The 15,883-nt window shown below is 36.2% G+C and carries 6 protein-coding genes; 5 read left to right on the forward strand and 1 reads right to left on the reverse strand.

What is annotated here, in order from left to right; translation table 11 throughout:
- Positions 1–32 precede the first annotated feature (32 nt).
- On the forward strand, positions 33–4,064 hold the full coding sequence (locus MKY29_RS04385; protein WP_340879092.1) for a choice-of-anchor I family protein: 4,032 nt from the start codon (positions 33–35) through the stop codon (positions 4,062–4,064).
- A gap of 47 nt (positions 4,065–4,111) precedes the next feature.
- Here MKY29_RS04385 and MKY29_RS04390 read toward each other — a convergent pair whose 3' ends face one another.
- Positions 4,112–4,297: a hypothetical protein gene (locus MKY29_RS04390; RefSeq protein WP_340879093.1), complete on the reverse strand. Its 186-nt coding sequence runs from the start codon at positions 4,295–4,297 to the stop codon at positions 4,112–4,114.
- A 118-nt stretch (positions 4,298–4,415) separates the two neighbouring features.
- Here MKY29_RS04390 and MKY29_RS04395 point away from each other — a divergent pair, with 118 nt between their 5' ends.
- From MKY29_RS04395 to MKY29_RS04410, 4 genes are all read left to right on the forward strand, one after another.
- Positions 4,416–5,666, forward strand: a complete 1,251-nt coding sequence (locus tag MKY29_RS04395; RefSeq protein WP_445677865.1) for a DUF2628 domain-containing protein — start codon at positions 4,416–4,418, stop codon at positions 5,664–5,666.
- A 238-nt stretch (positions 5,667–5,904) separates the two neighbouring features.
- Entirely contained in the window at positions 5,905–11,274 is a 5,370-nt protein-coding gene (locus tag MKY29_RS04400; protein ID WP_340879094.1) for a S8 family serine peptidase, read from the forward strand.
- 224 nt (positions 11,275–11,498) lie between these two features.
- Positions 11,499–14,609: an ATP-binding protein gene (locus tag MKY29_RS04405; protein WP_340879095.1), complete on the forward strand. Its 3,111-nt coding sequence runs from the start codon at positions 11,499–11,501 to the stop codon at positions 14,607–14,609.
- Entirely contained in the window at positions 14,590–15,693 is a 1,104-nt protein-coding gene (locus tag MKY29_RS04410; RefSeq protein ID WP_340879096.1) for a response regulator, read from the forward strand. Before MKY29_RS04405 ends, MKY29_RS04410 begins: the two co-directional genes overlap by 20 nt.
- Positions 15,694–15,883 lie beyond the last annotated feature (190 nt).

Raw genomic sequence — 15,883 nt, forward strand, 5'->3', positions numbered from 1 at the left:
AGTATTTTTCAACTAATTTTAGGAGGGAAATTATGCAAAACCATGCGTTGAAAAAATCGATAATGTCAGCTGTTCTTGCAACAACTTTATTAACTTCTACAAATGTTAGCTACGCAAGTAGTTCGCTACAAGAAATGGTAGATCAAGCAAGAAAAGATATGAAAGAGGCTGCTTATTCTTATGTAGTACCTTCTCAAAATGGAAAGCTTGTCCCTAGTGCGGATTTGTATCCAACCTTGAATAAGGTTAAAAAAGACTATCAAATAGCAAAAGAGGCAATCTCAAAATCTAATGCTAAAAACAAAAGTACTCTACTAAATGATTTAAATGATTTATATAACGAAAGAATAACGAAAGGATTAATCCCTTATATAGATGCTTATAATTATGCAGATAAATATTTAAATCCGATAATGACAGATATTCAAAAAGCAGAACAGACAAAAGACTGGGAACAAGTTGAAAAACTGTATCATAAATTATCTATCCAACTAAAAACCCGTTCTGAAATTATGTATCGTTTTACTGGAAAAGCTACACGGGATCTATTATTAGACCAATATAAACAAACTGCTGACATGAAGCGTAGTCAGTTAATGGTACCTGTAACTATTTATATGAAAGTGAAACAAGTTGATAAATTACTAGCTGAAGGAAAACAAGCAGAGGCTAAAAAGGTATTAGAATCTATCAAACCTTTACAGCTAAGAGTACCATCAACTAGTACTTTACCAATGGTGAAAGAGTTACTAGAAGAAATAAATACAGTATCTAAAAAAGCTGGTATGGACATTACTCCAACCCCACCCCCAACAACGCCAACTAATCCATCCCCAGGTGGAGGGAACACTGGTGGAGGAAATAACGGTGGTAATAAGGGCGGAGGTGCAGATAAAAAATTCAAACTTACTTTATTGCATACAAATGATACGCATGCAAAGGTAGAGACTGCACCTAAACGTATTACAGCTATTAAAAAAGAAAGAGCAGAAAACCCTAATGCCGTATTAGTAGATGCAGGAGATGTATTCTCAGGAACTCTATATTTCAATCAATATAAAGGTCTTGCCGATTTAGCATTTATGAATCTCGCAGAATATGATGTAATGACTTTTGGTAATCATGAATTTGATCTTGGTTCTTCAGAAGAAGGCCATAAAGCATTAGCTGACTTTATAAAAGGCGCTCAATTCCCATTTGTTAGTGCAAATGTAGATTTTTCGAAAGATGAAAATTTACGAGGTCTGTTCAGTGACATAGCATCAAGCGCACCTGAAAATGGAAAAATCTATAATGGTATTGTTAAAGAAGTAAATGGCGAAAAGGTAGGGTTCTTTGGACTAACAACACAAGAAACGAAAGGTCTCTCTAGCCCGGGACAAGTGACTTTTACAGACTATATTATAGAAGCTGAAAAAGCAGTAAAAGCATTTGAAGATATGGGAGTGAACAAAATTGTTGCAGTTACCCATATTGGATACGATGACAACCCAGCAATTGATAATGACTTAGCATTAGCTGCTCAAGTAGACGGCATTGACGTTATTATCGGTGGTCACAGTCATACAAAACTAGCAGCTCCAGTAGTTGTGGATAAAAATGAAACTGGTGCAACAAAGGACAAAACGATTATCGTACAGGCATCTTCCCAAGGAGACTTATTAGGTACACTTGATGTGGAATTTGATAAAAACGGAAAAGTTGTTACTCAAAATGGAGAACTAATTGAGGTTAGTAAATTCACAGAAGATGCAGAAGCAAAAAAATTACTAGAATCATATAAACCAAAAGTAGATGAGGTTGCTGGTGAAGAAATTGGTGTTAGTGCAGAGGTCGTATTAGAAAATCCTCGAACGAATGGAGACAATACTAAACCAAGTGTACGCAAAAACGAAACAATACTAGGTAATCTTATTGCTGATGGTATGTTGGTAAAAGCTAAGTCACTTAATCCAAAAGTAATAATGGCATTTCAAAATGGTGGAGGAATTCGCGCTAGTATTGATGCAGGTCCAATTACAGTAGGTGAAGTAATTACAGTTCTTCCTTTTGGTAATACATTATCTACAATGGAGATTACAGGAGCGGAATTAAAAGAAGCATTTGAAACGAGTGTAGGTGTATACCCACTTGAAAACGGTGGTTTCCTGCATGTTGCGGGAGCAAAAGTAGAATTCGATTCTACTAAACTTAAAGGCGAACGTGTCGTTTCTATCTCTTATGAAAATGCAGATGGTACTTACACAAAAATATTAGACACAGAAACATACACAATGGCAACGAATTACTTTACAGCTCAAGGCGGAGATAGCTATGATGTCTTCAAAGAAATTTATGAAGCAGGAAAAGTAAAGGATCTAGGTCTTTCAGATTGGGAAAACTTTGCCGACCATTTAAAAACTTTATCAACGATTCCAACAAAAATTGAAGGTCGTATCGTTGATGTTGCAGGACAAGTTGTAAATCCGGAACCAGAAATCGTTGAAGATCCTGGAACAACACCAGCTCCAGTAGCAACAACTGAGCCACCGCTTTATAACTCCAATCCAGAGGAATTTACAGTTTCTCAAATTGCGCGCTATGACAGCGGTCAAGGTGAAACAGGAACTGAAATTTTAGCATACGATGTTGCGACCAAGAAAGGATTTGTTACAAATGGAGCAGTTGGTGGATTTGATATCCTTAATTTTGCAGATGTAAAGTCTGGGACGTTTAAGCAACTTGATTCTACAAAGCGTGTAGTTGTTAAAGATTATGGAATCCCAGGAGTTAAGAATATAACAAGTATTGCGTCTCATCCTACAGAAGATTTAATCGCAATTGCTGCTTATGCTGAAAAAACAGACCCGGGTTATATCATATTTGCTACAAAAGACGGAAAATATGTGAAGCATGTGGAAGTTGGGGCGTTGCCGGATATGGTGACATTTACTCCAAATGGTAAAAAAGCAATTGTTGCAAACGAAGGTGAACCAAACAAGGATACAACTATCGATCCAAAAGGTTCTATTTCGGTTATTGATGTAGCAACATTAACTGCAACAACACTTAACTTTACAGAGACAATGTTGGATGAAAAAGTTCGTACTTCTTATAAAGGGGCTTCAATCTTAGAGCAACTAGAACCAGAATACGTAACTGTATCTGATGATAGTAAAACTGCCTATGTAACTTTACAAGAAAATAATGCAATTGCGACAGTAGATCTTGAAACGAATACAATTCTTCATGTAAGAGGTCTTGGAGTCATTGACCATTCTGTAGAAGGATTTGAAATGGATGCAAATAAAGACGATAAAAAAGCGGATATTATCAAACAACCAATTCTAACTTTCCATATGCCAGACGCTATAGATACATTTACGGTGGCTGGTAAAACATACATCATTACTCCAAACGAAGGTGACTCTCGTGATTATGCTGATGATGGAGGATATAGCGAAGTTTCAGAGTTAGCTGATCTTACATTACCAATTGCTTTAACAGAAGCAAATTATAAAGGATTTACACAAGCAGAGTTAGATGCATTTGATCTATCTACTTTAGATGGATATAAAGTTACAACGGAAAATGGTTTAAACAAAGCTAATACAGCATATGAAGCAATCTATGGATATGGTGGTCGTAGTTTCTCCATCTTTGATGCAGTAACGATGGAGCAGGTATATGACAGCGGAAGTGAATTTGAAAAAATTATTGCTGAGAAAACACCAAAATATTTCAATATTAATAGCGATGACATTAAAGTAGATAATCGTAGCGATGATAAGGGACCTGAGCCAGAAACAGCTGTAGTAGGGGAAATTGATGGCACAACTTATGGATTTATCGCTTTAGAACGTTACAGCGGTATTATGGTTTATGATTTAACAGACATAAACGCACCTAAGTTTGTAACACTAATTTCAAGCAGGGACTTCACTGCAAAGCTTGCAGGGGACGTTTCTCCAGAAGGATTACAATTTATACCAGCCTCAGAAAGTCCAACTGGCAAAGCACTATTAGCAGCTACACATGAAGTATCAGGAACAATAGCTGTTTATGAATTTGGAGCAGTAAACTGATAAAATAGATGATTGTCCCTGTGTAAGATACAATTCTGAATTGTATGCTACACAGGGGCGTTTTCAATTATTTTAGTGGAATACCGAAAATGCAAATGCATATTATATGGAAGGGGTAAAAGAATAATAGGAGGAATATAACTGTTTTGTGCTTCATGTGGTTCTAGAATAGACGATGTTGCAAGTTTTTGCTCAACGTGTGGTAAAGAGAAATCTTTAATAAAAGAAGACATAGAATCCACTCCTAACAAGAGAAGAAATAGAAGTAAACCTGAAATTGATAATCAAGTACTTAGATTATTTATAGGTGAAAAAAAGCAACACTATTACATACGAAGATGGTCAAAAGGTTTGAATACGTGGAACTGGGTAGCCTTTTTCTTTCCACTTTTTTGGTTTGGTTATAGGAAAATGTATAAGCCAATATTCTCGATTCTAGGAATTTCTATAGTAATTAACCTCTTAGGTAAAGTATTAGGAATAGATGAGGTCATTCTTAATACTGTGATAGGGTTAGCTGTTTCTTTCACAGTCGGAATTATCGGTAATAATTACTACCGTCTCCATGCATTAAAAAGAACTCGAGAAATGTCGGAAAGTAATATTAGTGATGTGGAGTTATTAAAGAACGAAATTCAGTTGCGAGGTGATACCGGTTGGAAAGGCGTTTTTGGAACAATTGTGTTGATAGGAGTGTATTTACTAATAGTAATGTACATGGGCAGATTTGTTCCAACTAATAACAAAACAATAGGGTCAGAGCCAGATTATAGTATTGAATTTGAGATTAAGAAAGTGCTTGAAGATAATATACAGGCTCTTGAAAACGAAAATATGGATGAGTATATGTCTATGGTGTATACACATGCGGAGCAAACCACTTTTGCTGAAACCAAAAAAATGTTAAGTGACCTATTTGAAAACTTTGACTTGGCATATGAACTTAAGGATTTTGAATTTCTATCGATTTCAGAACAAGAAGTTAAAGTCCGGGTAACTCAAATAACAACTCTTGTAGAAGGAGAAAACTTCCAAGATAACGAGTCCATATTCATCCATATACTGAAACCTCAAAAAGAAGAGTGGAAGTTTTTTAACAGTGAAGTGGAGTCCATAAAGTACTTGGCTGAAGATCAATCGGTAAAAACAAATTCGGAGACTCTTTCTAATGAACCTTCCTATATTACTGCATTACAAGCACCCAGCATGTTTGATTTTTTTATTACTAAGAAAATCGACGTAAATAATGATGGAATCTTAGAAACAATTTCCTTTAGAGGTGGGCCAGAAGAAAGTAGCAGTTACTCAAATAACAATGTAGAGATCATAGTAGAGTTTGATGATCTTGATATGACGTCGCTAACAATTTCTGCAGAGAATGCGCCAATTCTATACTTTTACGATATTAACCATGATGGTTGGATGGAGCTTTTCTACGAAACTGGTGCTCGCATAATAGGAACGGAAATGTACCAATTCACACCAGACGGATTAGCGAAGGTTACCACTTTAAATGGTTCTGTAGAAAAGTTTAATCCAAATGAGGTAATCACAAGCGAATATAATTACATATTTGATAAGTCTTTAATAGTTAGTAATTGAGTTGGTCCCTGTGTAAGATACAATTCCGAATTGTATCTTACACAGGGACCTTTTTGATAGGGACATGTCATAGCCACCAGGACTAGCACATATAGTAGAAATGATATTACATCATGAAAATTACTTTAAAAGTAACTATTCATAGGAAGGAAGCGATTTTCATAAAAAAGCATTAGTGGTAAGGGGCCAAACTTATAGTTTCGTAAAGTAAATTAGGTTGGGAAAAGGGGGAATTTTATTGAAGAAAAAGTTTTTAAATAAATTTTTTAGTGCTTTTATGGTACTAGCTATGATCTTTACGATGCTTAGTCCGGCAATGACTGCTTCTGCAAACTCAGGTGTAAAGCCATTCAAGCAGAACACACCAAGCGAGAGTACGATGCAGTTAAAATCAGCTGTCGCGGAACAATTAAATTTAATAGATGGTGGGCCAAAGCTACACAAAGATTTACAAGACCAATCTGGTAACCAAGAGGTTGCAGTAATTATACATTTATCTGAGAAACCAGTAGCTCTTGAAAAAGGAATAAGCGAATTAAAAGGAAAAGCTTTCTCGACCACACAAGAAAGCCAAGTGAGAACAAAAGTAAAAACACAACAAACACTAGTCAAAAAAGAATTAACAACAAAAAATATTGCTATTAAACAAGGATATACCTTTGACACAGTGTTGAATGGCTTCGCAGCAACGGTTAAAGCGAGTGACATTCCAAAACTACTTACTGTTCAAGGAGTAACATTAGTGGAACCAGACACAATTGTTTACGCGTCAGAGGAACCACAAAAAACAAAACCAACAAAGTCAGTGATTAAAAAAGATCCTAAAGTAGATGCTAAGATGAACACAAGTATTTCATTCTTAGGTATTGAAAAGCTTTGGAGTGAAGGAATCGAAGGACAAGGCATTAAAGTTGCGGTACTAGATACAGGAATTGATGCTGATCATCCAGAGTTCGCGGGTATTTATAAAGGCGGAAAGAACTTTATTCCAAACTCATCGACTTATACAAAAACACGTGCAGATAATGATGCATCTGAAACATTACCTTCAGAACGTCCAGCGGGAACACCTGAATTTAATGCAAATGGAAGTTCGTTCTATACATCACATGGCACGCATGTTGCTGGTACAATCGCAGCAATTGGAGCAAACGAATATGGCATTAAAGGGATTGCACCTAAAGTAGACCTTTATGCTTATCGTGTGCTTGGAGCATATGGCAGTGGATCAACTTCAGGCATTGTGAAAGCAATAGATACAGCTGTTATTGAAAAAATGGACATTATCAACCTTTCACTTGGTGGTGGAGCAAACTCTGAAACGGATGCAGGATCATTTGCTATAAATAATGCAATGATTGCTGGTACTATCGGAGTTGTCGCAACAGGTAATGATGGTCCTAACCGCGGCACAATGGGTACTCCTGCTACAGCACGTTTAGGGATTGGGGTTGGTAACACTACAAATCCGGAAACGATGCACAATGGAGAAGTAAAAGTTACGGTTGGAGATTACAACTTAACAAAACAACTACAATTAATGGGTACAACTTTTGGAAAGGATTTAGCTACACAACTTCAAGGTGAGTTTGACCTAGTGGCAGTACCTGGCCTTGGGGAAGTAAAAGACTTTGAAGGAATTGATGTGGAGGGTAAAGTGGCATTGATTGCTCGTGGAAATATCGCGTTTGTCGATAAAATTGCGAATGCAAAGGCAAATGGAGCAGTTGCTACGATTATTCATAACTCTGCAACCGGATCGAATACACCAAATGCTTCTGGAACATTCCTGGGGGATTCTTTTGCCTTCCTTCCAACTTATGATATGTCTTTGACTGATGGCGAGGCAATCCGCGCTGCATTGGCAGGGGGAACAGGAAAGGTTAGCTTTGGTAAATTCGCTTCTACGAATACTGTTGGAGATGAGGTAAATGACTCCAGTTCACGTGGACCTTCTACACCAAACTTTGATATTAAACCAGATGTAAGTGCACCTGGAACAAATATTATGTCCACAATTCCAATGTACAAAACAGATTTCCCTGATGCTGTTTACGGTGAAGCATATGATCGTAAAACAGGAACTTCAATGGCAACACCACATATCGCAGGTATTGCTGCTCTTGTAAAACAAGCAAATCCTGATTGGAATGCTTTCGATGTGAAAGTAGCCCTTTCTAATACTGCTAAAATCTTGGATACAACGAAGTATGATGTATTTGCTCAAGGTGCAGGGCGTGTGAATGCATATGCAGCAGCACATCCAGAAATACTTGCTTATGGAGTAGATACTGCAGTGTTAGATGGTACTGGAGCAGTAGTAGAAAACTTGAAAGGGACAGTTACTTTCGGTCCACAATCACTTAAAGAAGGTAATATATCAGTAACAAAAGAAATTTTAGTGAAAGATATTGCTGGTAAAGGTGGAAACTATAACGTCTCAGTGGATGTAACAAAATCCTTTGGTGATGCAAAAGTGACGATAGACAAACCGACATTCAATCTTGCTGGAGAGCAAGTGTTAAAAGTTACATTGACTGCGTCTAAAGCAATTGCACCAAACGGTTCTGAAATACTGGGATATATCAACATTAACGGTGGGTCTTCAGAAGTTTCCTTGCCATTTGCTGCTGACTTTGGTGGAGTAACAGCAACTGAAATCAAAAACTATCAGATCACAAAAACAGATTTATCATTTAATGGAGACGGAGTTCAAGATTCTGCAGTTCTTTCGTTTACATTAACTGGGGACGTAACAACAAATTATATTGAACTTTGGGACATCATGAATCCAGAAGGTGGAGAATATGGTGACGGCTACATCGGCTACTTACATTCAGGATCTTCACTTGCAAAAGGATCATATAACCTGAACGTTGCTGGACAGTACAAACCATGGGGTACTGCACCTGCAACAACAATACCAGACGGCCTATACACAATTGACTTCACTGGACTTGCAGCTTCAGGAGTTGTCCAAGACTATGTGGGTCCGATTGTAGTAAAAACTACAAAACCAGTAGTTACTGGAGCAGTAACGGAAGGCATAGCGACGGGGAAAATTACAGACAAATATATCGATTACAATGAAGAATTATATTTATACGGTTTAGAATACAACTTAAATGACAAATTAAAAGCTTCGTATATTGCCACTGAAAATGGAGTAGCAAAAGCAGCGGTTTCATTTAATTTGAATGAAGACGGTAGCTTTACATTCCCAGTAACAGCTGACACAGATTCAGTGAAAGTAATTATTAATGATGCGGCAGGAAATGTTGGCGAAGCATTAATTTACAAAAAAGAAACGGAAGTACCAGAACCAGTTCTATCACTTTCTGTTAATCCAACTAAGCTAGACTTAACAGCTGGAGAAACGTCTCAACTTACTGTAACAGAAACATCTACACCTGTAGAAGGTGATGCAACCAATAAAGATGTAACTTCAGAAGCTACGTATTCTGTAGCAGATGAAAGTATTGCAAAAGTTGTAAATGGATTAGTAACTGCGGTAGGAAAAGGTTCTACTACAATTACTATTACTCATGGTAAAAATGAAGTGACAGTAAATGTGACTGTAAAAGATCCAGTAGTTATTGTACCAGGAGTAACTTTAACTGCTAACAAAACACAAATTGATTTGGAACCAAAAGAAGAAGCACAACTGAAAATTACAGAAGTAACAACAACAGCAGATGGAAAAACAAAACGAAAAGACGTGACAAAAGCTGCAACTTACAAAGTCGTTGATAATAAAGTGGCTAGCGTAAAAGACGGTTTAGTAATAGCTAAAAATGCAGGTAGTACAGCAATTACTGTTAAATACGGTAAAAATGAGCTAACAGTAAATGTGACGGTAACAGAACCAGGGGTAACTTTAACGGTTAACAAAACACAAGTTGATTTGCAAAAAGGAAAAGAAGCGCAACTGAAAATAACAGAGGTAACAACAACAGCAGATGGAAAAACGAAAAAGACAGACGTAACAAGTGCTGCCAAGTATTCAGTAGCAGACAATAAAGTAGTTTCAGTGAAAAATGGATTAGTAACAGCTAAAAATGCAGGAAGTACAGTTATTACAGTTAAATATGGAAAAAATGAGCTAACAGTAAATGCAACGGTAACAGAACCAGGAGTGACACTAACTGCGAATAAAACACAAATTGATTTGGAGCCAGGAAAAGAGTCTCAGCTAAAAATCATGGAAGTAACAACAACAGCTGATGGAAAAACAAAGCAAGTAGACGTAACAAAGGCTGCAACGTATAAAGTAGCGAATGGTAAAATTGCTACTGCGAGCAATGGTTTAGTAACAGCAATAAAAGCAGGGGAAACTACAATCACTGCTAAGTATGGTAAACAAGAAGTAACTATAAGTGTGACAGTTACAGAGCCAGTAGTGACTTTGATTGCAAATAAAACAGAAATTAATTTAGAACCAGGAAAAGAAGCACAACTAACAATTAAAGAGGTAATCACTTCAGCAGATGGAAAAACAAAACAGTCCGATATAACAAGTCTGGCAACATACAAATCTGGAAATAATAAAGTAGCTACAGTCAATAAAGGTTTAATAACAGCAAAAGGCGTAGGTAGCACAACAATTATCGCTAAATATGGCAAAAATGAAGTTACTATTAATGTCACAGTGTCAGAACCAGAAGTAACACTTACCGCCAACAAACCAGATATTAGTTTGGAATCAGGAAAAGAATCCCAACTAAAAATTACAGAAGTAACAACAACAGCAGATGGAAAAACAACCGAAAGAAATGTAACAACAGCTGCGACCTATACAGTGGCAGATAAAGCAGTGGCTACTGTAACGAATGGATTAGTAAGAGCAAAAAATGCAGGAAGTACAACAATCACTGCGAAATATGGTAAAAATGAAATAACTGTAAACGTAACGGTTACAAAACCCGAAGTAACTTTATTTACAGACATTTCTCAAATTGAATTGGAACCTGGAAAAGAAGCGCAACTAACTATTAAGGAAATTACAATAACAGCAGATGGCAAAACATCTGAAAGAAACGTGACTTCATCTGCAAAATATAAAGCAGCAGATAGTTCAGTGGTCTCTGTAACGAATGGTTTAATCAGAGCAAAAAATGCCGGAGCCACAACGATCAATATTAGCTATGGTGAAAACAATTTAACTGTAAATGTAACAGTTGCAGCACCAGAAGTAACACTAGTTGCAGATAACAAACAAATCGAGTTAGAAGCTGGAAAAGAGATACGCGTGGCAATTAAAGAAGTAACAACAACTCCAGATGGTCAAACAACTGAAAGAGATGTAACAGCAGCTGCAAAATATACTCCAGGGGATAAAGCTATAGTTTCAGTGAACAGTGGTTTAATCAGAGCGAAAAAAGCAGGAAGCACTACGATTTCCGTTAAATACGGTAAACACGAATTAACGGTAAATGTAAATGTTTCAGAAGCAAGCTTCAAATCTATTATTCCAGGCTCTGAAACTGTGGTCCCTAGTCCTGATTCCTTGACGCCAAATCCAGAAACAACAGTACCAAGTCCTGAACTTTCAGTACCGATTTTAGAATCGATGCCACAAGATGCTGGAGCAATTCTGATGCCTGCATAAAAAGGTCCCTGTGTAGCAAACGATTCTGAAAGTTATACAAAAGCCCACTCCTCTCGATATTACTGAGGAGTGGGCTTATTTTGTTGTTCCCTGTGTAAGAGACAATTCAGAATTGTCTCTTACACAGGGACCTTTTTTAAGTATCTGAAAAATATGATTGTAAATATAATTGCTTTCATTGTACAGTAAGATAAGGTGTATTTTGGAAATGGAGGTGTCATTTAGTGAAAAGAAAGATTTCCATCCTTCTATCAATTAGTATCTTTCTTATAACATTGATATATGTAGTTAAGCCATTTCAATCATTAAATTCTCATACCTCTCCAATACAAAATGGAGTTTTAACTTTGGAGGATTGGGATGAGGTAAATGATCCAGTTATAGAGCTGAATGGGGAGTGGGAATTTTATCCCGATCAATTAATCGTTCCCAATCCTAATCACGATGTTTTTGCTATTTACCAAGAAATACGAGAGCAAATAACAGTGCCTGGAGAGTGGAATACCAGTATAAAAGATGGAAGCCCAAATGGAATAGGTACGTATCGACTTCTTATAGATGTGCCGGAGGAAGGGGCTTATGGGATAAAGGCGTACGCCATCCGTAACTCCAGCAAGGTTTATATAAATGGGAAGGAAGTAGGAGGAGCAGGTAATCCTACAAAGAGTAAAGAAGAATTCATATATGATAATAGAAAATATATAGTTATAGGCGAAAGTGTAAATGAACAGCTGGAGATTGTAGTGCAAGTTGCTAATTTAACTTATTATACCGGTGGGATTATCCATCCCCTTAAGTTTGGAACGGCTGAAACGATAATAGCCAAACATGAATTGGACAGGCTTCTAGAAATGATGATCATTTCAGGATATATGCTGTTAGGGATAATTCACTTTTTCACATTTATACAACGGAAAAAGTATATATACGAATTGTTCTTTGCATTATTTTGTATCGCCCTTGGTTTATATACTTCCATGCTGAACGAGTATTTATTTTTTATAGTATTTCCTGAGTTTGATGCTAAAGAGCAGACTAGATTACAGTTGTTGATCATCCATTTAGTCGTGCTATTTTTCATGTTGTTTGTTTACCATTTGTTTAAACAATATGTAAATAAAATAATAGTCATTGTCTTAAGCAGTTTGCTCTTTATGCAAATACTTAAATATAGTATGTATAATTCCATTTTTGTACCAACTAAATATTTTCCAATGCAGATTAGACAAGTTTTAATTGTTTTGCTTTTAGCTATATGCTTTGCTTATATTTTCATAGTTTTGATGAGGGCTTTTTTTAAAAAGAAAGAGGATACCGAGTATTTGTTACTGACTGTGACTACCTTTATGTGTTATGGGTTGGTATTGGGTCTAGAATTCCTTTTGGAAATCGAAGTTAAAGGTTTGTTATCGGCTTTATGTTTGCTCATGATATTTAGCTTGTCCTTACTGGTGAGTCATCGCTATCAAGATGCTTTTAAAAGAGTGGAGGCACTCTCCGAAGAGCTTCTTTTGTATGATCGACTAAAAGATGAATTTTTAGTTAAGACATCACACGAACTAAGCACGCCCTTACATGGGATTATAAATCTGTCTAAGTCCTTATTGGAAGGAATCGATGGTCCCTTAAAGCGTCAACAACAGGAAAATGTCATTTTAATACATAATGTTGGTAAACGATTGGCAAGTATTGTAGAGGATCTATTATTTGTATCCAACATTAAAAATGGAAATATTCGTACAGTTGCACGTCCAGTGAACATTACTATAGTTGAAGAAGTACTTGCTGAAATGAGTTACTTAATCTCACCGATGCAACAGTTAAGTCTTGAAAATAATGCATTAAAGAATCTTCCGCTTATTTACATAGATGAACAAAAGCTTAAACAAGTCTTTTTTAATCTGATATATAATGCGATTAAATATACGAACCAAGGAAGCATTACGATTGATGCGAAAGTAAAAGGAACTCATATGCACGTATCGGTAACAGATACTGGCAAGGGGATAGAAAAAGAACACTTGGAATTGATATTCTCTTCCTTCTATCAAATTGAAAGCAGTAGATCAGGAGATGCCAAAGGTCTTGGGTTAGGACTAAGTATCACAAAAAATATTATAGAAAGTTCAGGAGGAAGTATTTCCGTTTCCTCTGAAATTGGGGAGGGCTCCTGCTTTACTTTTACAGTTCCTCTTGCGAGCGAACAACAGATAGTGGAACAAAAAGAGAAGGAACGCTTAATGTGGCCAGAGCAAATGAGTTTCCCTGAAACAACAGAAGTAACACAGCTTCAGGCTGCGACAGTCATATCTGATAAAGAGACAGGAACAAAAACTTATACCATTCTAGTAGTAGACGACGAACCTGCAAATTTGAAAGTTCTTATAAATATGATTCACTCGTTGAAATATAATGTTATCGCTGCTAGTAGTGGTACAGAAGCATTGGATATCATAAAAACACGTTCAATCGATCTAATCATTGTGGACCTAATGATGCCAAATATGTCGGGATATGAATTATCTCAAGCTATAAGGGAGGAGTATGCTCTCGTTGAGTTACCTATTATAATATTAACGGCCGCTGGACAATTGTCTGATCTAGTCGTTTCTTTCCAGATGGGTGCGAATGACTTTTTACAAAAACCAGTAAATTTAGATGAGTTAAAAGCTCGAGTAGAATCATTATTATTGATGAAAAAATCTGCCCAAGATGCTTTAAATCATGAGTTAAGTTTCTATTATGCACAAATAAAACCCCATTTTTTATATAATACTCTTAATACGATCATTGGTTTAAGCTACACCGATGTAGAAAAAACACGAGATGCCCTGCAGCATCTAGCTATCTACTTCCGTGCAAAATTAGATTTTCAGGGTCATCATTCACTAGTAACCTTAGAAGATGAGGTAGAACTAGTACAATCCTATTTAGCAATTGAACAAATGCGTTTTGGCGACAGACTGTCTATTCAATATGATATTGACGAAACAATTGAAACATATATTCCTTCAATGACTATACAACCGCTTGTTGAAAATGCGATACAGCATGGTATTTCTAAACAACAAGATGGAGGGACTTTACAGCTGGTAATTGAGCGAGAGTTGTCCAACATCAAAATAACGATTGAGGATAACGGTGTTGGCATTCCCCTTGAAAAACAACAAGAACTATTAGAAGGCAAAAATAACAGAATCGGTTTTAACAATCCATTGAAGAAGCTATCACTTATAAAAGGTGTAACTTTACATCTTGAAAGCGAAGAAGGGAAAGGAACAAAAATAACAATACGATTGCCAGAGGTAAATAACAATGAAAATATTATTAATTGATGATGAAGAAATGTCCTTAGACTTCAATGAAATAATGCTAAAAGAATTGGGTGGCGTCGAGGTAGTTGGAAAGTTTACAAACCCGTATTTTGCTTTGGAACAACTAGAAGTAATGGATGTTGATGTAATCTTTCTAGACATGGAAATGGGTGCAGTAAATGGACTCGAACTAGCGGGAATTATTAGAAGTAAATACAGTCATATAGAAATAATGTTTGTGACCGCACATGCTCAGTATGCACTACAAGCATTTGAAGTGAATGCTGTTGATTATTTGTTGAAACCTCTAAATAAGAAACGACTTAAAAGAGCCATTGAGAGACTGAAGGAAAAGTTAGATCTATATAAAGAAAGTAAAAAAAAGGTAGCTTTTAAAGAAGCTAACTTTTATATGAAAACCTTCGGTGGCTTTCATTTATTGGACCGTCAACAAAATATCGTTAAATGGCGCACGAAGAAAGTGAAAGAACTTTTTCTATTTCTATGGCAGCATCATGGAGCCCCTGTTCATAAAGCAATTGTCATGGAACAGCTTTGGGCTGATATACATGCTGAAAAGGCTGCTAAGCTACTTCATACAACGGTGTACCAACTTAGAAAGACATTTAAAGAACAAGGTCTAGAAGATGCTGTACAGTTTAATAACGATCACTACTCATTAGGCTTGTTGATAGACAGTGACTGTACAGTGTTAGAAGGATTATTAAAAGATAATAAAATGGAATCTTCCGAGGTGGAACAAATTCTCGTTTTATATCAAGGTGATTTCTTGGAGGAATCAGATTTCAGATGGGTCACTCCTATTCAACATCGTTTAAGGCAGGCAGTTCTGCTGTATTTAGAACAAATAATCTCTGTTGGTGAAGTGGATTTCCTTCTAAAAGAAGAATGTTTGCTAAAAATGCTTGAGCTCGATTGCTATAATGAAATGTATATGTACAATCTTTTGGCTTTATATGAAAATATGGAGAATAGTCAAAAGATGAAAGAATTTTATAAAATGATTGAAGCTAGATTAAGAGATGACTTAAGTATTGAAGTACCAATTAAAATAAAGAAATCATATGGGTATTTTGTCGAATAATTATACACTTATTTCCAATTCATAGGGAATAAGTGTTTTTATATTTGTTCAGAAATTGTTCAGTGCTAAACAGGTACTATTAAGTGGGTATTTCTGAGAACAAAATTCAAACATCTTAAGATAGAATCACCAACAATAATGTGGAGAACTTAGCGATACCTACAAAGGAATTGAACGTATTAATTGTGAA

Origin of the sequence: Psychrobacillus sp. FSL K6-2365 (assembly GCF_038003165.1) — a bacterium.
Taxonomy (GTDB): Bacteria; Bacillota; Bacilli; order Bacillales_A; family Planococcaceae; genus Psychrobacillus; species Psychrobacillus psychrodurans.